Source organism: Thalassospira profundimaris (assembly GCF_003326795.1).
Classification (GTDB): Bacteria; Pseudomonadota; Alphaproteobacteria; order Rhodospirillales; family Thalassospiraceae; genus Thalassospira; species Thalassospira profundimaris_C.
The window spans coordinates 52,906-71,168 of sequence record NZ_JPWI01000009.1; the positions used below are offsets into that span (position 1 = coordinate 52,906).

The following is an 18,263-nucleotide window of genomic DNA, read 5'->3' on the forward strand; positions in this document are numbered from 1 at the left end:
CATGTTCACCATGCCTTCTGCATCGGATAAAATCCCGAAACCGAAGCTAGTCGTCGCCCGATGACCGGATGACCGGTTCTTTCAGTCGCACGCCCCGACCAGTAGCAAGACTTGGTGCCTGCTCCCCGATCAATTCAACCCCCGCACGATCAAGGGCCTCGATCACCTTGGACAAGGTATCGACGACTCCGCGGACATTTCCGTTGCTGGCTTCCATCCGCTGAATGGTCGGAACAGAGACCCCTGACATTTCCGCCAGCATTTTCTGGTCAATCCCCAAAAGGGCCCGCGCCGCGCGCATTTGTCCGGCTGAAATCATCAAGGTCCCTTTCCCAAAGGCAGGCCATCATTCTTTAGGGGGCAAATCTAGCACCTGAGAAATGATATTTCAAAATAAATAAATGATGTTTTAAACATCAAAACTGCCATATTTTATAAACATGGTTCTTTTCATCCCGCCGCCCGCACCCGCCCCGGATTGTCAAACACAGGACAGCCAGCAAACCTGACCAAACGGTCAGCGGCTTTTCTTTGCGCTTTTGGACAGAAAGCGTTAAGAGGTCGGCAAATATTCGATCCGAGAAGGGTATATCCGCCATGACCAACGAAAAACCGACCGCGCATTGCACCTATGCTGCGAAGACCGTCGCCAAGATTTTGCTTGATATTGGTGCGGTAAACTTCCGCCCGGAAGAAGCCTATATCCTGACATCCGGCTGGGCCAGCCCGGTCTATATCGATTGCCGCAAACTGATTTCCTTCCCGCGTGCACGCCGCAAGGTCATTGAACTCGCCGCCCGTCAGGTATCCGATGCGGCTGGCTACGAGGCCTTTGATGCGGTTGCTGGCGGTGAAACGGCTGGTATCCCCTATTCCGCATGGCTTGCCGATGCGCTTGACCTGCCAATGCAGTATGTCCGCAAAAAACCCAAGGGCTTTGGCCGCAAGGCCCGCATCGAAGGTGACATCCACGAAGGACAACGCGTTCTTCTGGTCGAAGACCTTGCCACCGACGGCGCATCGAAAGTCAATTTCGTCAACGCCATCCGCGAAGCCGGTGCCGAGTGCAAACACGCCTTTGTCGTCTTCTTCTATGATATCTTTGAAGGTGCGCTTGACGAACTGCGCAAGGACGACATCGAAATGCATTACCTTGCGACCTGGGCCGATGTCCTCGCCGTTGCCGAGGAAGGTGAATATTTCAGCAAGGAAGCCATCGAAGGCGTTCGTTCTTTCCTGAATGATCCGATTGGCTGGTCCAAAGCCAATGGCGGCAAGCACGACTAAGCTGCAACAAGCCCAAAAGACAAAACGCCCGCGGGTTCAACCAAGCGGGCGTTTTTTATTGCCTTTATTGCGCATCACAACGCAATCACATCATCAGCTTGGTGGCGCAAGCACGATGTTGTTTTGCGGTATCATGCGTAAACGGTTTGCCAGATATCCGTGCTTGCACGCGATGAATTCGTGCAGTTCCCGATGGTAGGTGGCGGGCACTGCGTTTCGGACCGTCTCGTGCTTGGCCAAATCACTTGCCCAGCCACGCAACCCGGGAAAACCGGCAAACAGATCCCGGTTCAGCCCGACCGCTATCAGGGCAAAAGGCCGAAAAACCGTCGCAAAAACGATATCGAGCATCGAAAGCTCTTTGCCCCCGTCCAGGGCCTGTGGCAGCACAAGACCGGACACAATCGACATCTGTTTGTGGATCTGATGCATCGTTGCATCGACGCTGTTTTCAGACAGATCGCGATAAATCAGATCTGCGGTGAGGGATAATAACTTATCCCCGATCGCAACCACCGCCTGCGCCAAGGCTAGGTCATAGGCATCCGCCCCACACGGTTTTTTCCCCGTTATTGCCTCAAGGTATTGGCAGATGGCGGCGGCCTCAAACAAGGTCCGCCCATCATCAACCACCAGAACAGGAACATTTCCGGTCGGGCTTAGCGCCAGAAACCAGTCCGGCTTGGCATCAAGGGCAATGTCTGTGCGTTTGTGGGCAATGCCATTTTGCGCCAGAACCATCGCGACACGCTGGACATAGGGGCAAAGCCGGTGACCGATCAAATGATACGATGTCATCAGTTCATCCCCCGCAGCATCACAACCAGTCATCGCCCTAGCCCATATGATGGATGTTGAGTTTGTTACCATCCAGATCGCGGAAGTAGGCCGCGTAAAACCCGTTTTCGTGGCGTTGCCCCGGCTCACCTTCCGACATCGCACCAAGCGAGATCGCCTTCTTGTAAAGCGCATCGACCTGATCACGCGACGCTGCTGAAAGTGCGATCATCGTGCCATTTCCAACCGTTGCCGCATTCCCGTCAAACGGAACATGCACCGAAAATGCCGGGCTGTTTTCGCCGGCACTCCAAACGATAAAGTCCGGCTGCTCAAAGACGCGCTGCGCACCAAAACCGGCAAGCAATGCGTCATAGAACGCGCCCGAACGGGATAAATCATTGGTGCCGAGTGATGTGTATCCGATCATGTTTTCTTTCCTGACATATGAAGGTGAATTCCGTATGCCGACCACCGTAGGTAATTTCAATTTTGCAATACATAGGCAGTTTTGTAGTATTTGATTGCAAATTTGAAATGGAGTATTCGGTGGATTGGAACTACATCAAGTCATTCCTTGCCATTGTCGAAACGGGAAATCTCGAACAGGCAGCACAGAAAATCCGGGTAAGCACCACCACGGTATTTCGCCATATCCACGCCCTGGAGGAGCAAACCGGAAGCCGGTTGTTTGATCGAATACGCGGTCAGTATCACTTGACCGACACGGGAAATGAAATGCTCGTTCCCGCCCGTCAGATCATGAATAGTTTCGATACCATCAGCACCCATGTTGCCGGTGCCGATACTGATCTTGGCGGGCTGGTCCGATTAACCGCCCCGACCAGTTTTTCATATTTTCTCTTGCCAGATTGCATCGCCAAACTTCATCAACGCTGGCCCGAAATTCAGGTGGAATTGCTTGCCAGCAATCTGGAATTCAATATGACACAGCGATATGCAGATATCGCCATTCGCGTTGCGGCAAACCCGCCAGACCATCTCGTTGGCACCGAAGTCCGGAAAATTGAATGGGGCATATACGGCGCAACAGGAAAATACACACCGGACGGGCTAGACACGATGTTCGATCACACTTTCATCGGTGGTGCAGGAAACCTTGTGGGTCACGCGACGTTCAAGTGGCTCGATCAACATATTCGCAAACCATACAAACAGCGAACAGATGATCTGATTGCCATGGCGCAACTTGCGCATGCGGGATGTGGCCTTGCCTGTTTGCCAGCTGATCTTGCCCGGCCCGGTTTGCAATTGCTGGCAAAGCTGCCTGATGTTCCCGCAAACAGGCTTTGGGTTTTGACCCACCCTGATCTGCGCCATATTTCGCGCATCCGAGAAACCATGCGCTGGATCAGCAAGTCCTTGAAAAATGATCCTCGGCTGAATCTTGCACAGACTTAGGTGTTTGGCGCACCAAACATCGCAATGATGGATTGTTCATCCTCGCAGACTGGACAGCGTGAACAACCACGTTCAATATGTTCCCAAGTAAAAGCAAAGCCATAGACCGAACTATGGCAGATATCCGGGACAATACACAGACGCGATCAGGGCAAGATTACCCGACGGTCAAAGGAGCAACCCATGTCGATGCACAAGACGGCCAAATGCCTGACCATGATTGCAATGGGCTTTGCCTTGTCTGGCTGTTTGCTTGACGCCAAGGAACCGGTCACGGTTGCCAATGAGTCCCAGACGCTGGTCACGCCCTGGGGCGCACCATCATCAACACGCAGTACCGCAACGAGCAGCAGCGACAGCAATCTGGTGATGATGGAAGACGCCAACCGCAAGGCGCTTGACCAGATTCAGCAAAAACAGATCGACGAGGCGCGAATTGCCCTCGGCATCCTTGATCGCATGGCAAAGCGTTGCGTTCAGGATGGCGATGCTGCGGCCTGCGCGACACTTCAGACCAATTGGGCACCCCTGTCGCAACAGTTGCATAAAACCCTGTCGATGATGGCCGGGGACAGCATGCAGATGCCGATGACCGATCCTTCAAATGATCCGGCGATGGTGCCCGCAAATGACAGTCCGCCAAGGCCTCCGGCTCCGGCAACGAGTGCGCCTGCAGGCGATAGCGACACCCCGACAATGGAAAAGATCATTCCCATGAGCAGTTCGGGCTCGGACGGCTGAAGATCTTTTCAACTCAATGAGCTGCACTTTGAGATAGAACAAAGAAAACTTCCGGTTACTTCGATATCGTGCTTGGCATGACGTTTAGACCTGTAGGGTTTGGCACCGTTCCGGTCTGCGCCACGTCTTTTATGCAACGGAGATCAACCTATGTATCGGGATATTCTTGTTCACATCGACACCTCGCCAGCGTGCAAGGAACGTCTTTCGGTCGCATTGAAAATCGCAAAGGCACAGAACGCCCATCTGACGGGTCTGTATCTTTTGCCATACCCCGAAATTCCGCGTTTCATGGAAGTTCAGATCACCGAGGAAATCATCTCCCAGCAGCGCGCAGCCATGGCGGAAACCGGCAACGTTGCCCGCAAGGAGTTCGAAAGCACCTGTGAAGCAGCAGGCATTTCGTTCAGTTGGCAACAGACTTCCTGCCCGGCATCCGAAATTGCCGAAACCACCGCCATGTATGCCCGCCACCACGATTTGACGGTCCTGGGGCAGCGCGATCCGGAAAGCTCCGATCCGTGCTCGGTCTCTGAAATGCCTGACAAGGTTATCCTCACATCTGGCGCACCGGTGCTTGTCGTTCCCTATGTCGGACGTTTTGACGCCATTGGCGAACGCGTCATGGTCGCATGGAAGCCTTATCGCGAGGCCGTTCGTGCGGTAAATGACGGTATGCCGTTCCTTGAGAATGCCAAATCTGCGCTGGTGCTGTGTGCGGATCCGAACAAGGGTGCGCGCGATACCATGCCGGTGCCGGGCACCAATGTAACCGCACGCCTTGAACGCCATGGCATCAAGGTTCGCCGTGAAACCATGAACGCAACCGGAATCAGCGTTGGGGATCTGCTGCTGTCGCGTGCGGCGGATGAAAGCATCGATCTGATCATTTGTGGTGCCTATGGCCGCCCCCGTCTGCGCGAACTGATGATGGGTGGTGTCACCCAGCATCTGCTGCGCCACATGACGGTTCCCGTTCTGATGTCTCATTGATCCCTTTTGATCAGTCTGCCCAATCGCAAAGCTGTAAAACCGGTCAGGAAACTGGCCGGTTTTATGCTTTTAAAGTCGATTTCCGGATCAAAGATCAGACACGGCACAGGAAAGAGTTGCGCCGCAAAACGGTAGGCTTAAAGTGCAATAAACTGCTTTCGGGTTTCAGGGACCCATATCAAAATACAGAGGTTCGAAATGACCATCGACGCCACCAACGTCAATCCGACCATCCCGGGCAATTCCGATGCCAGCCGCGATGTCGCAAGCTATCTGCATCCCTATACCAATCTGGTCACGCACGAAAAAACCGGCCCGCATATCATCACGGGCGGGAATGGTATCTATGTGACCGATGACAGTGGTCGCAACCTGATCGAAGGCATGGCCGGCCTGTGGTGTGCGTCCCTTGGCTTTAGCGAAAAGCGTCTGGTTGACGCCGCGACCAAGCAGCTCAGCACCCTGCCCTATTACCATACCTTTGCGTCCAAAAGCACAAACCCGGCGATTGATCTGGCAGAGAAGCTGCTTGAACTGGTTCCGGTCCCGATGTCGAAGGTCTTCTTTGCCAATAGTGGCTCGGAAGCAACGGATTCTGCGGTCAAGATGGTTTGGTACTATCACAACGCCATCGGTCAGCCTGAAAAGAAAAAGATCATTTCGCGCAAGAAAGGCTATCACGGTGTCACCGTTGCAGCTGCGTCAATGACCGGTCTTCCGGGCAACCACAAACTGTTTGATCTGCCGATTGATCGTATCCTTCATACCGACACCCCGCATTACTGGCGCGAAGCGCAGCCGGGCGAAGAGGAAGAAGATTTCGCAACCCGCCTTGCCGAACAGCTTGAAGACCTTATTCAGGCCGAAGGCCCCGAAACCGTCGGTGCCTTTATTGCCGAACCGATCATGGGGGCCGGTGGCGTGATTGTTCCGCCACGCACCTATTTCGAGAAAATCCAGGAAGTCCTCAAACGCTATGACATCCTGTTCATTGCCGATGAAGTGATTTGCGGCTTTGGCCGTACCGGACGGATGTTTGCGACCGAGACCTTTAACCTCAAACCGGACATGATCACGGTCGCCAAACAGCTGTCATCGGCTTATCAGCCGATTTCAGCCCTGTTCATCAATGACACGATTTATCAGGCGGTCAAAAAAGGCTCCAACGAGGTTGGCACCTTTGGCCATGGCTTTACCTATTCCGGCCATCCAGTTGCGGCGGCAGTTGCTCTTGAGACTCTTAAAATCTATGAAGAAGACGGCATTATCGAGCATGTCCGCAATGTCATGTCGCCGTTCCAGAAACGCCTGAAAGACCTGAACAAGTTTGATCATGTTGGCGAAACCCGTGGTCGCGGCCTGATCGGGGCGTTTGAACTGGTTGCAGACAAATGCGCAAAAACCCCGTTCGAGCCTTATGGCGCTGCGGGCAAGGCCGTTGCCGAGGCCTGCCTTGAACAGGGCGTGATCCTGCGTGCACTGGGTGACACGGTCGCCTTCTGCCCGCCGCTGATCATTACCGAAGACCAGATCAATGACATGTTTGATAAGGTCGAAGCCGGTCTGACGGCTTGGCATGCAACCCGGTAGGCAATCACTTTTTCCGGTGTGAGTCACACTTGACGCTTACATCCCGTGCAATCAAACCGGTTGCACGGGATTTTCCATTTTATGTCATTTGCAATGAAGATCGCCGAAAAATAGAAAACACGACACCAAGAACCAACAGTCAATTGATTTTTCCTATAACTAAAATCAATATAATTGTGACGGCAAAGGCGTTCAAATCCTTGCCAAATGAAGCCAATAGGCCCAAATTGAAAACTGTATTGAGATGGGGCGAGCCCGCATATCCCGCGATGGCGCGCCTCTTGGGAAAAGATCGACAAACGAGAGACGGAACACCTTCTCTGTTCGAACGGTTCCAAACTAAACTGGAATCGCTTTAATTTTTGACAAGGGTCAATGCCGGATCGGTCGCCATGTCCGATAAGGGAATAATCAAGCCCCGGTCAAAACAGACAGATATGTTCTGATCAGGTTCCTGATCCGGGCGCTGACAGAGCTTTGTGACCAACCAGTCTGGTCACACAGAGACAGGCGAAAGAACCAAAGATGAATTATAACAACTTCTTCAAAGACGCATTGTCCGGCCTGAAAGCAGAGGGCCGCTATCGCGTGTTCGCCAACCTTGAACGTATTGTCGGCAAATTCCCGAAGGCCATGTATCATCCCGGCAACGGCGAAGCCCCGCGTGAAATTACTGTTTGGTGTTCCAATGACTATCTTGGCATGGGACAGCATCCGAAAGTAATTGAAGCGATGCAGAATGCCATTACCGGCCAGGGTGGTGGCGCAGGTGGTACGCGCAATATTTCCGGTTCCAACCATCTGCATGTCGCGCTTGAGCAAGAGCTCGCCGATCTGCATGGCAAGGAAGCCGCCCTTTTGATGACGTCGGGCTATGTCGCAAACTGGACGACGCTTTCGACCCTTGGCGCCAAACTTCCTGATTGTGTGATTATCTCGGACTCGCAGAACCATAATTCCATGATCGAAGGCATGCGTCATTCCAAGGCCGAACGCCGTATCTGGGAACATAATGACGTCGAAAATCTTGAAGCGATCCTTAAGGATATCGGGCCCGAGCGCGCCAAGATTGTCGCATTTGAATCCGTTTATTCGATGGATGGCGATATCGCCCCGATCGGTCAAATCCTTGATCTTTGCGAAAAGTACAATGCGATTTCATATCTGGACGAAGTCCATGCGGTCGGTATGTATGGTCCGCACGGCGGCGGTGTTGCCGAACGTGACGGTGTCATGGACCGCGTTGACATCATTCAGGGTACCCTTGCCAAGGCATTCGGTGTGATTGGTGGCTATATCGCGGCCAAACCGGAAATCGTCGATTTCGTTCGCAGCTTTGGCAACGGCTTCATCTTTACCAGTTCCCACCCGCCAAGCATTGCGGCTGGTGCATTGGCATCCGTCCGTCATCTCAAGAAAAGCAACGAAGAACGCCTTGCCCAGAAGGAACGCGCAGAAACCCTGCGTGAACGCATGCGGGCTGCGGGTCTTCCGGTAATGGATGCGCCAAGCCATATCGTGCCCTTGATGGTTGGCGATGCCGCCATGTGCAAGGAAGCAAGTGACCGGCTTCTGTTCGAACATGATATCTATGTTCAGCCCATCAACTATCCGACGGTGCCGCGTGGCACGGAACGTCTGCGCTTTACCCCCGGCCCGCTTCATGACGACGCGCTGATTGATCACCTGATCGACTCGCTTCTGACCGTTTGGGGACAGCTGGGAATTTCCAAGGCAGCCTGACGCCAAAAGCTAATGACAGATCAAAGGCCGGTGGCATACGCCCCGGCCTTTTTTCGTGATCCGGGTAAATTGCGACACCGTAAGTCAGATCATTGACGTCTGACATTTGCTTTCGCGACGGGGCGCTCTATATTGAGGGTCCGCAAACCGATCACCCGGCCATAACTGGCAAGATCGAACTTGCAATTAAGAACCGTTCGCGTTAACGTCGGACCTGTGATCAATCAGGGACCGCATCATGTATTCGGATAGAACCTTGCTTCCCAAAGAATGTCTGCGACTTTGTGCGCTTGGCACCCTTGCCCTTTCCGACAAACCGATCAGCTATGCTGATCTGGCCAATTCGGTGCGCCATTTCATGTCCCACATCATGGGACCATCGCTTGATATGATGGGAAGCTCCCTTCAGCTTCTGAAACTTGAAGGTCTGGTCAAGGAAGACACATCCAACGGATCCTTTTCCGATGCACAACTGAGCCTGACACCGGCTGGCCATGAGAAATTCATCGAACTGATGCAAGGTAACCTGCGTGACACGTCGGGTGAACTTTCGCGTCTGATCATGGCGCTTAAAATGCGGTTCCTGCATCTGCTTGATGATGACATTCGCGCCGAACAGGTCGAGATCCTCCATGATGTCTGCGAGCTTGATCTGGACCGTGTTCTTGCCCTGCGCGAAGAACATGCCAGCGAAGCCGGAAACTTTGCCGGTTGGCTCGAAATGGAAGTAAAACGTCTCGAACAAAAGCGCGACTGGCTTAAAAGCCTGTTGGCCTGACGCATTTTCCCGTTATAGTCGTGATTGAAGGCCAGCAGGAAGCCGGTCTAACGTCACAGGCAGGGACGGAAAATGTTGATACGTGAAGAAACCGAAGACGACTTCGCGGCAATTAATGCGCTGTTGGCCAGTGCATTTGAAACGGCCCCTCACAGCCAGCAAACCGAACATCTGATTGTGGATGCTCTCAGACAAAGCGGTAAATTGACGCTTTCGCTAATTGCCGAAGAAGACAATGAGCTTGTCGGTTGCATTGCCTTTTCACCTGTCCTGATCAATGGCAAGAAATCCGACTGGTACGGGCTTGGCCCGGTTGCAGTCACCCCGGATCGTCAGGGTATGGGCATCGGATCGGAACTGATCCAAAGTGGCATTCGCCATCTGCGCGCCAATGACGCGCGTGGCTGTGTGGTCCTTGGAGAGCCGAACTACTACAGCCGGTTCGGCTTTGCCACCCTGCCCGATCTGAAACTTGAAGGCGTGCCCGATGAATATTTCATGGCGCGACCACTGGTCGATGAGATCCCCCAAGGGATGGTGGAGTACGACCCGGCATTTGCAATTGCCCCCAAAACATAAGGCAGCCACACCGGGCTGCCTTTCGCATTTGGCCGGATATCGGTGACATCATCAGTAAAGATGCTGCCCGCCAGTCACAAAAATCTCGGTCCCGGTGACATAGCTGCTGTCATCGCCGACCAGATAATGAACCGCTGCTGCCACATCTTCGGGCGTGCCCATGCGGTTCATCGGGATACGTGGCACCAGTGCCTCATATTCCGGGGAAATCATATCGGTCTTGATCTCGCCCGGTGCCACCGCGTTGACGCGCACCCCAAGCTCGGCAAATTCCACAGCCATTTCGCGCGTAAGCCCGGAAAGTGCCGCCTTTGATGTTGAATAGGCAGAGCCGGCAAACGGATGCACATAATGGCCTGCGATCGATGTGATGTTGCAAATCGCCCCTTTGCCGCGATGAAGTGCTGCGGCAAATCCACGCGACAGGGTCAGCGGGGTAAAGAAGTTCAGCTCAAACACATCGCGCCATGCTGCAATATCACCATTCAAACAGCCCAGTCGTTCCTTGTAGGGTGTTTTGGGTGACACGCCGGCATTATTGACCAGTGCATGCAGCGGATCGTCACCAAGCACTTCATTGGCCTGCGCAATAAAAGTTTCGACATCTTCAGGTTTGGAAAGATCGGCACGGATATGAATACCCTGTGCCGGATCACGCGGACAGCTGGGCGGCGGCGCTTCGCGTGAACAACAAATCACCCGCCAGCCACGTTTGGCAAAATATCCAACAGTGACATGGCCGATGCCACGGCTGGCACCAGTCAGAACGACAGTTTTCGGGGCGCTAGTGGTCATTTATCCTGCTCACTTCCAAGCTTGGGCATGCATCCATGCTTTTGATTGCCCTCTTATAGCATTCCGTTGCCAAACCCTTGAAGAAAAAGCCCGAAATCCGTCATTTTTTTGGCTGCATCAATTGCAAACCGAAACCATGCCTGTTTGGCATGTCTGGTGAAAATCGCTATGATCCGGGGACAATGCGAACAAGGGACTCAAATGTGCAGCCGATTTGATCTCAACAGTGATATCCGGGCATTTCAGGCTCAGCTTGCGCTGGATATGGAAAATATCCAGCGCATGGCAATGGACGAGAATAATAACGCACTCTATGAGCAGGACAACGCATCAGACGATCTTGAAACCGCGTTCGACAGCCTGACCGGCACAAGACGACCAACCGACCCGATTGCGGTTATCCTGCCAGATCGCACGATAGCCATTCGGTCATGGGGGTTAAGTGTACCCGGTCTGAAGGCGCCGATGATCAATGCCCGATCTGAAACACTTGCCGAAAAACCGACTTTCCGCCCTCTTCTGGAACGGCGGTGCCTGATTCCGGCAACCAGCTGGTATGAATGGCGCAAGGACGGCTCATCAAAACACAGGAACCGGATCACCCTGCCCGATCATCAGCCGTTTTTGTTTGCCGGGCTGGAAAACGGACATGAGGCCACCATCATCACCTGCGCCCCGTCTGCATCAATTGCGCATATTCATAACCGCATGCCTGCGGTTATTGGCCCCAGCCACCTTGCCCATTGGCTTGATCCGGCGATTGCATTTCGCGACCTGCACCACATGCTGGCCCCGTTGCCAGATCATGTCTTGTCCTGGCACGAAGAAACAGCGCGTCCCGACAATGCCGATCAGGATCAGAACCAGATTGATCTGTTTTCAAAATAGGATGGACTGAATCAGTTCGAGCGATCCGGTCGACGAAAGGTTTTAGTCCAGATCGACATCGTTGGCGGCACAGGGTGTTGCACCGCATCCACGAACAGTGCTGCCATATCCCGTGTTCCCGGCAACGACCGCGCCAAGATCAGGAAGCCCGATTTTGGGGTTATTGAGCTCTTGCGCCAGATCCTCGGACATGGCTGCGAAATCAATGATATCGCGCAATGACAACATGGGAGTTCCCCTGCCAGACGTTTCTTTTCCTCAGTGCGAAACGCCTCGTTTATCGGGGTTCCGTCTTTGTAAGATTTCCGTAACCCTGTCGTGAATTGTTCGCGAGTGCAACAAAAAAAGGCGCATTTTCATGCGCCTTTCCCTGTTTGCCTGTGCAAACCGATAATTTAAATTTGTGATTTCAGGCAGTTATCATCACCAAAACGTCAGTGCATTATCCAAAGGGGCAATGTGCATTTTCCCAGCATATCCTGCGTAACACCGCCAAGAATCATCTCCTTGAAACGCGAATGGCTGTAGGCACCAAGAACAATGGTATCTGCTCCGCATTTTTCCGCCTCGGAAATCAAGGCATTAGCAACGTTCGACGTTTCAGTGTTATCGACAACCACGGCTTCGACTCCGTGCCAGCGGAACTGTTCGGCCAGTGCCTTGCCACAAGCCCGGCCATAGGGCACATCCCCGACGCTGACAATCGTGACTTCCTTGGCACTGCGCAGAAGCGGCATCGCCGAGGTGACGGCACGCGCGGCCTCTACCCCGCCATTCCAGGCAATCATGACCTTCTCGCCAACCGTCGCAGGCGACTTTTCCGGCGCAACAAGGATCGGGCGGCCCGTTTCCATAAGTGCGGCATCAAAGGTCAGGGATGCAGACGCTTCCTTGGGATCGCGTCCGATCACGACAAGATCAAACAGCCGACCTCGACGGGCAACAGTTTCATCCTCGCGACCGCTATCCTTGCGCCATGCACAGGTTGGTTTGGCATCGCTGGACGGCACGTCGGTCGCTTCAACCCCCGAGGCTTTCACAGCGGCCTCAAAGGATGCCTTGCCACTGATTTCGCGCTTTTCGGTTTCGTTTTCGGCCGCACGGATCATTTCTTCGATGATCAGTCCGGACATTCCTTCGCCAACAATCGGAATTGCGTCCTGCGGTTCGGCTGCGACGAACAACGCTTCAAGGTGGGCGTCAAACCGTTTGGCCATCCGAAAAGCCGTTTCCATTACTCTTTCATCAATGGCCGTCCCTGCCACTGGAGCCAGAATTGTTCGTATTGCCATTTCTCACACTCCCGCCAATCCGTTTGATAACCGCGTGGCCCGGAAACCGGGTCGGGTTCATTTCAAGCCAGTGTTAAGTCTGCAATTTTTCAGTGCCATTTTCTTTGTTCAAGATCAAATCCCGGCAAACATCATGAACATTCATTCAAATACCGTACATTTGATCAGATTTAGTGAAGCCTAACACACAAAATGATTGTATCATCTATGGTTGTGATTACGATGGCGGTTTCAATATCAAACCAAAATTTTCGCCCTTCAAAAAACCGCAAATTTATGACAATGGGCGAAGTGAAACATTGAACTTAGAATGGGTCGTCTGCCGAATGGATTATGAAGCACTCCATGAGAATGCCCGCGAAGCAGCGGAATTTCTCAAAACCTTGGGCAATGAGTGGCGCCTGATGATCCTGTGTTCGCTCGGGGATCTGGAAAAGTCTGTCGGCACGCTGGAAAACGAGCTGGGCATCAAACAGTCTGCCCTGTCCCAGCATCTGGCACGGTTGCGCCGCGAAGGACTGGTCAAAACACGCCGTGATGCTCAGACAATCTATTACTCCCTTGCCAATCCCGACATCATGAGGATCATTGCCGTCTTGCAGGAAACCTTCTGCCCGCCGGAAGAAAACGCTTAGAGGCTGTTTCCCCTCTGACAAAAACAAAAACGCACAAAGTCCCCCGACCTTGTGCGTTTTGTTTTTTTCAGCTACCGACCGTTTCGAACTCACGGGAACAATTTATCGATGTTCCACCCGGCGTCATCAGAATCGCGGGTATAGAGTTTTCGGTCATGCAGGCGGAATTTTCCCTCGGACCAGAATTCGATACGATCAGGTACTAAACGGAACCCGCCCCAGTGATCCGGCCTTGGCACTTTGCCAAGACCAAACTTTGCGGTGAACTCGGCAACACGTTTTTCCAGATCAAACCGGCCACTCATCGGGCGGGACTGGATTGAAGCCCATGCGCCAAGCTGACTGCCACGCGGGCGCGTTGCGAAATATTCATCTGACTCAGCGGCGTCGACCTTTGATACCTTGCCTTCGATACGGACGCATTTTTCCAACGTTTTCCAGTGGAAGCAAAGGGCGGCATAGCCATTCTCGCCAAGCTGCTCACCCTTGCGGCTTTCATAGTTGGTATAGAAAACGAAGCCCCGCGGATCAAATTCCTTAAGAAGAACAATCCTGGCCGACGGGCGACCTTGCGCATCGGCAGTCGCCAGTGTCATTGCGTCCGGATAGGCCTTTTCGGCAGCTTTGGCTTCATCAAACCATTTCTGGAACATTTCGTAAGGGGCGTCGTGGGGTTCGTGCCCAAATTTTGGCGTATTTTTTTCGTCCATTGGGAAAAGATTTCCTTTGGCTGATTGAAATTAGTCGCCGTGCGGTTCAACTAATTTGGAACATTGGTGGCAGACACGTCGTTTGCTTCTCATATATATACGCAAAGAATATCGGTTGGGACTGTAAAGACAAGATGGGCAAAACAAACATGAAATTCCGTCATATCGTAATTCCGGTCATCATGACCGCCTTCATCGCTGGCTGCGCCCAGGATCAGGGTCAGAAACAAACCGCTGGCACCTTGCTTGGTGCGGTTGGTGGTGCTGTTGCTGGCGCACAATTTGGTAAAGGCAGCGGCCAGCTCGTTGGCGTAGCGCTTGGCACGCTCGCCGGTGCCTTTATCGGTAGCGAAGTCGGACGTTCGCTGGACAATGCAGACCGTGCAATCATGGCGCAAAGCACCCAGCGCACGCTTGAAGCGACCCCGACAGGTCAGACATCCACCTGGCAGAACCCGGATACCGGTGTTCAGGGTACGGTTACACCGACCCGCACCTATCAGGAACCCAAGACCCAGGAATATTGCCGCGAGTACCAGCAGACCGTCATGATCGGTGGTCAGGAAGAAACCGCCTATGGTACTGCGTGCCGCAAGCCTGATGGCAGTTGGCAGGTCGTTAATTGATCAATAACAGCCAACACAGGCTGTGAAAACTATCAAGGGCGGTGCAATCCATGTGGTTGTCACCGCCTTTTCATTATCGCGACCAGACAAGATGGTCGTTCTCCCACCTTGCTGATCGCAATTAAGGTTCATATTTGACCGATCATGCTCTAATAATGAACCTACGTGCTTTTAGTTTTTACAACCGGTCAGTACATGCAGGATCCCTATAAGATACTTGGTGTTTCCAAGGGTGCCAGTCAGGAAGAAATCAAGAAAGCCTATCGTAAACTGGCGCGTGAACTCCATCCCGACGTAAATCCCGGCGACGCGAAAATCGAGGAACGCTTCAAGAAGGTTTCAAGCGCCTATCACCTGCTTGGTGATGCCGAACGCCGCAAGAAATTCGACAATGGCGAAATCGATGCCGACGGCCGTGAAACCAGCCCCTTTGCGCGTGGTAGCGGACGCGCGGGCGGGTTTGGTGGCGGCAATGGTGATCCCTTTGGATTCTCGGGGGCGAATGCCGAAGACATCTTTGACGAGATTTTCGGCAAGGGGCGTGGCCGGTCCGGTGGTGGCTTTGGCGGTTTTGGCGGTGAACGCAAACCGCAAAAAGTCAAAGGCCCGAATATCTCCTATGAGCTGAGCCTTGATTTCAGCGAGGCGATCCTTGGCGCGACCAAACGTATCAATCTTGCCAGCGGCAAAAGCCTTGAAGTCCGTATCCCGCCCGGAAGCGAAAATGAACAGACCCTTCGCCTGAAGGGGCAGGGCATGGCGGGCATGAATGGCGGCGAAGCCGGAGATGCACTGATCAAGCTTCATGTTCATCCCGACAAGACATTCCGTCGCGAAGGCAATGATATCCATTGCGATCTTGCGATCAGCCTGCCCGAGGCCCTTCTTGGTGGGTCGATCGAAGTACCGATCGTCGATGGCAAGGTGAATATGAAGATCCCGGCCAATGCCAATAGCGGCACCAAATTGCGCCTGCGCGGTAAGGGTGCCCCCTATGATCGCGGCACCAAACGTGGTGACCAGTATGTTCACCTGACGGTCAAGCTTCCTGATGAACGCGATGATGAACTGATCGACTTCATCAAGGAATGGTCTGAAAAACATCCCTACAAAACGCGCTAGGCCACGGCCCTGCCCGTGGCTTGACAGGACTCAAGACTCGGTCGGGCGCAAACACGTATTTTCCCTTTGGAGTATTTCACCGCACAAAGGGAAAAACCATGCGCCCGATTTCATTTGTTCCCATTCTCGCTGGCATTGCCCTTTTGGGGCTGACTGCATTTGTCGGCACTGCACGCCCGACAATTGAACTATCCTATTCTGCCAACTGCAAGAATGTCGACGGCTGGAAAGAAAGCCTTATGGCAGAAGGGTTTGACATTGAACTTTCCCCTGTCAACGAGCTTACTCTTTCCGAGCAACAGGCAATGATGTCGCTTCCCGAACCAATGCGTGACTGCAAGATTGCAAGCGTTGCCGGCTATCACGTGATTGGTGATGTGGCCTCTGGTGATATCGTAACCCTTCTTCGGCGCAAACCGCTTGATGTTGTCGCCCTTGCTCAAGACAAAACAACCCTTGAAACTGTTGCCCTTCACTATGACGGCACAGTCGAACGCCGGAAGGCCCAGTGATGAAATTCGTATCGCCCTTGCGACTGGCCTTTACCGCAATAGGGATTGGAGCCATCGGCCTTCTTTGGGGAAGTGCTGCAATCGTCTGGTTGTTGCTGCCCGGAGGATCTCCGAATTTCCTACCACCTGACAGCCTGTTTCCGGCCCTGATCCTGAGCCTGGTTATTTTCGGCGGATTGGGCTTTGGCGCTGCCATTCTCACTGAAAGCTGGGAAGACGAAGCCCGCCAGAGACGCCACCAGATCAAATAAAGTCAGTCCTATCTGACTTTATGGCACCTGAAAAAACCGGTTCTTGTTCCCATATGGTGTGAAGGGCAAAACAGACCATCAGGGGATAATGGAACAATTTACCAATCCGGATCAGTACGTTCTGTGGGTTGAACAGGCGATAGACTGGCTTTCGGCCAATGTGTTGCTGATCCCGATCCTGATACAAATTCTGGTCTGTGTGGTTGTTGCTATTACCGCGTTCCTGTTGCGCGGCAGACTTGAAACATTGCTGTCGCGTCTGCAAAACTGGAAGCCGCTTTTGCAATATGCCGGGTTCCGTCGCTTTGCCACGGTCCTGCCCGGTTTGGCCTTCCCGCTTCTTCTTGTCATCCTTGTCTGGCTGCTTGATGCCGTCGCTGTTCAGGCGGGGTATCGCCACAATGTCATTCGACTGGTTGCAAGCCTTTTGAATGCATGGATCGTCATTCGGCTGGCAGCAGCCATCGTCAACGACCCGGTATGGTCACGTACGATTGCAACCGTGGCCTGGGGGCTTGCCGCCCTTAATATTGTTGGCTGGCTTGAACCAACCATCGAGATCCTTGACAGCCTTGCCATGCAGGTCGGCGATTTCCGGGTGTCGGTCTATGGCATTCTCAAAGCCGTATTATCACTTGCGGTTTTGTTGTGGGTTGCATCCTTTGCTTCCCGCCTGTTTGAACAACGCATTCAAAAGGTCCACCGCCTGACCCCGTCGGTTCAGGTCCTGATGGCAAAGCTTTTGAAACTTGTCCTGCTGTCGGTTGCAGTTCTGTTTGCGCTATCGACGATTGGCGTTGATCTGACGGCCCTTGCGGTATTTGGTGGCGCGGTTGGCGTTGGTATCGGCCTTGGCTTGCAACGGATCGTCGCCAACCTGATCAGCGGAGTCATTCTGCTTCTGGATCGGTCGATCAAACCCGGTGACGTCATTGCCATCGGCGAGACATTTGGCTGGATCCAGTCTCTAGGGGCACGATATACCGCCGTTCGCACCCGTGACGGCACCGAATTCCTGATCCCGAACGAAGACCTTATTACCACGCAGGTCGAAAACTGGAGCCATTCGGACGTCAAACTGCGCCTGAAAATTCCGGTCGGCATTGCCTATAGCTGTGATCCGCATTTTGCGATCAAGCTTTGCAACGAAGCCGCAGCAAAATGCCAAAGGGTTCTGGAAAATCCCGGCCCAAATACATTGCTGCGCGGATTTGGGGACAACTCTGTTGATCTTGAAATCCGTTTCTGGATTGATGATCCGCAGAACGGGCGCGGCAATATCATCAGCGAAATTCTGCTCAATGTCTGGGATGCCTTCAAGGAACACAATATTGAAATTCCGTTCCCGCAACGCGACCTGCACCTGCGTAGCGGCGATGCGCCCATTCGCGTCGAGATGACCTCGCCAACAAACTAGGCAGCCAAACAGCATCAAACCTTTTTGTGATCTGGATCACATATTCAGGTTGCTGTCAGGTAGGCGCGCCAAACTGCGACCTTAACGCAGTCAAAGGCGCCCGAA

22 protein-coding genes are annotated in these 18,263 nt (G+C 53.2%); 15 read left to right on the forward strand and 7 right to left on the reverse strand.

Annotated features, from left to right (window positions below; translation table 11 throughout):
* Positions 1-46 precede the first annotated feature (46 nt).
* Positions 47-319 carry a helix-turn-helix domain-containing protein gene (locus tag TH30_RS14055; RefSeq protein ID WP_114098737.1) on the reverse strand — a complete coding sequence of 91 codons (273 nt, stop codon included), beginning with the start codon at positions 317-319 and terminating at the stop codon, positions 47-49.
* Between the two features lie 278 nt (positions 320-597).
* On the opposite strand from TH30_RS14055, the gene TH30_RS14065 reads away from it, so the two are divergent.
* On the forward strand, positions 598-1,287 hold the full coding sequence (locus TH30_RS14065) for an orotate phosphoribosyltransferase (RefSeq protein ID WP_114098739.1): 690 nt from the start codon (positions 598-600) through the stop codon (positions 1,285-1,287).
* Between the two features lie 93 nt (positions 1,288-1,380).
* Here TH30_RS14065 and TH30_RS14070 read toward each other — a convergent pair whose 3' ends face one another.
* On the reverse strand, positions 1,381-2,085 hold the full coding sequence (locus TH30_RS14070) for a glutathione S-transferase family protein (protein ID WP_181850294.1): 705 nt from the start codon (positions 2,083-2,085) through the stop codon (positions 1,381-1,383).
* A 37-nt stretch (positions 2,086-2,122) separates the two neighbouring features.
* The gene (locus TH30_RS14075) at positions 2,123-2,494 is read right to left on the reverse strand and encodes a VOC family protein (protein ID WP_114098741.1); all 372 of its coding nucleotides are present in this window, start codon (positions 2,492-2,494) and stop codon (positions 2,123-2,125) included.
* Positions 2,495-2,613: 119 nt separating this feature from the next.
* Here TH30_RS14075 and TH30_RS14080 point away from each other — a divergent pair, with 119 nt between their 5' ends.
* The 7 genes from TH30_RS14080 (at position 2,614) to TH30_RS14110 (ending at position 9,910) form a co-directional block, all read left to right on the forward strand.
* Positions 2,614-3,486, forward strand: coding sequence for a LysR family transcriptional regulator (locus TH30_RS14080; RefSeq protein ID WP_114098877.1), 873 nt, complete (start codon positions 2,614-2,616; stop codon positions 3,484-3,486).
* Between the two features lie 183 nt (positions 3,487-3,669).
* A complete protein-coding gene (locus TH30_RS14085) occupies positions 3,670-4,227 on the forward strand; it encodes a hypothetical protein (RefSeq protein WP_114098742.1) in 558 nt (185 codons plus the stop codon).
* Between the two features lie 150 nt (positions 4,228-4,377).
* Positions 4,378-5,220, forward strand: coding sequence for a universal stress protein (locus tag TH30_RS14090; protein ID WP_114098743.1), 843 nt, complete (start codon positions 4,378-4,380; stop codon positions 5,218-5,220).
* A gap of 198 nt (positions 5,221-5,418) precedes the next feature.
* Positions 5,419-6,810, forward strand: a complete 1,392-nt coding sequence (locus tag TH30_RS14095) for an aspartate aminotransferase family protein (protein WP_114098744.1) — start codon at positions 5,419-5,421, stop codon at positions 6,808-6,810.
* Between the two features lie 525 nt (positions 6,811-7,335).
* Positions 7,336-8,553: a 5-aminolevulinate synthase gene (gene hemA, locus TH30_RS14100; protein ID WP_114098745.1), complete on the forward strand. Its 1,218-nt coding sequence runs from the start codon at positions 7,336-7,338 to the stop codon at positions 8,551-8,553.
* Between the two features lie 238 nt (positions 8,554-8,791).
* Positions 8,792-9,331, forward strand: a complete 540-nt coding sequence (locus TH30_RS14105) for a hypothetical protein (RefSeq protein WP_114098746.1) — start codon at positions 8,792-8,794, stop codon at positions 9,329-9,331.
* Between the two features lie 72 nt (positions 9,332-9,403).
* Positions 9,404-9,910, forward strand: coding sequence for a GNAT family N-acetyltransferase (locus TH30_RS14110; RefSeq protein WP_114098747.1), 507 nt, complete (start codon positions 9,404-9,406; stop codon positions 9,908-9,910).
* Positions 9,911-9,961: 51 nt separating this feature from the next.
* On the opposite strand, the gene TH30_RS14115 is transcribed toward TH30_RS14110, so the two are convergent.
* Positions 9,962-10,705 (reverse strand): SDR family NAD(P)-dependent oxidoreductase, encoded by a 744-nt coding sequence (locus tag TH30_RS14115; protein ID WP_114098748.1) that lies wholly within the window; start codon positions 10,703-10,705, stop codon positions 9,962-9,964.
* A 201-nt stretch (positions 10,706-10,906) separates the two neighbouring features.
* On the opposite strand from TH30_RS14115, the gene TH30_RS14120 reads away from it, so the two are divergent.
* Positions 10,907-11,593, forward strand: a complete 687-nt coding sequence (locus TH30_RS14120; protein WP_114098749.1) for an SOS response-associated peptidase — start codon at positions 10,907-10,909, stop codon at positions 11,591-11,593.
* 42 nt (positions 11,594-11,635) lie between these two features.
* Here TH30_RS14120 and TH30_RS14125 read toward each other — a convergent pair whose 3' ends face one another.
* Positions 11,636-11,821 (reverse strand): hypothetical protein, encoded by a 186-nt coding sequence (locus TH30_RS14125; RefSeq protein ID WP_114098750.1) that lies wholly within the window; start codon positions 11,819-11,821, stop codon positions 11,636-11,638.
* A 206-nt stretch (positions 11,822-12,027) separates the two neighbouring features.
* Entirely contained in the window at positions 12,028-12,885 is an 858-nt protein-coding gene (locus TH30_RS14130) for a universal stress protein (protein ID WP_114098751.1), read from the reverse strand.
* Between the two features lie 326 nt (positions 12,886-13,211).
* Here TH30_RS14130 and TH30_RS14135 point away from each other — a divergent pair, with 326 nt between their 5' ends.
* Complete coding sequence (locus TH30_RS14135) at positions 13,212-13,520, forward strand: ArsR/SmtB family transcription factor (RefSeq protein ID WP_114098878.1); 309 nt, start codon at positions 13,212-13,214, stop codon at positions 13,518-13,520.
* A gap of 89 nt (positions 13,521-13,609) precedes the next feature.
* On the opposite strand, the gene pdxH is transcribed toward TH30_RS14135, so the two are convergent.
* The gene (gene pdxH / locus TH30_RS14140) at positions 13,610-14,230 is read right to left on the reverse strand and encodes a pyridoxamine 5'-phosphate oxidase (protein ID WP_114098752.1); all 621 of its coding nucleotides are present in this window, start codon (positions 14,228-14,230) and stop codon (positions 13,610-13,612) included.
* A 149-nt stretch (positions 14,231-14,379) separates the two neighbouring features.
* Between pdxH and TH30_RS14145 the strand changes: the two genes are divergently transcribed.
* From TH30_RS14145 to TH30_RS14165, 5 genes are all read left to right on the forward strand, one after another.
* Positions 14,380-14,856, forward strand: a complete 477-nt coding sequence (locus TH30_RS14145; RefSeq protein ID WP_114098879.1) for an RT0821/Lpp0805 family surface protein — start codon at positions 14,380-14,382, stop codon at positions 14,854-14,856.
* A 195-nt stretch (positions 14,857-15,051) separates the two neighbouring features.
* On the forward strand, positions 15,052-15,978 hold the full coding sequence (locus tag TH30_RS14150) for a DnaJ C-terminal domain-containing protein (RefSeq protein ID WP_114098753.1): 927 nt from the start codon (positions 15,052-15,054) through the stop codon (positions 15,976-15,978).
* A gap of 98 nt (positions 15,979-16,076) precedes the next feature.
* Positions 16,077-16,490 (forward strand): DUF411 domain-containing protein, encoded by a 414-nt coding sequence (locus TH30_RS14155; protein WP_114098754.1) that lies wholly within the window; start codon positions 16,077-16,079, stop codon positions 16,488-16,490.
* On the forward strand, positions 16,490-16,741 hold the full coding sequence (locus tag TH30_RS14160) for a hypothetical protein (protein WP_114098755.1): 252 nt from the start codon (positions 16,490-16,492) through the stop codon (positions 16,739-16,741). The genes TH30_RS14155 and TH30_RS14160 overlap by 1 nt, the downstream gene beginning before the upstream one ends.
* Positions 16,742-16,829: 88 nt before the next feature.
* Positions 16,830-18,158, forward strand: a complete 1,329-nt coding sequence (locus TH30_RS14165; RefSeq protein ID WP_114098756.1) for a mechanosensitive ion channel family protein — start codon at positions 16,830-16,832, stop codon at positions 18,156-18,158.
* Positions 18,159-18,263: the final 105 nt, after the last annotated feature.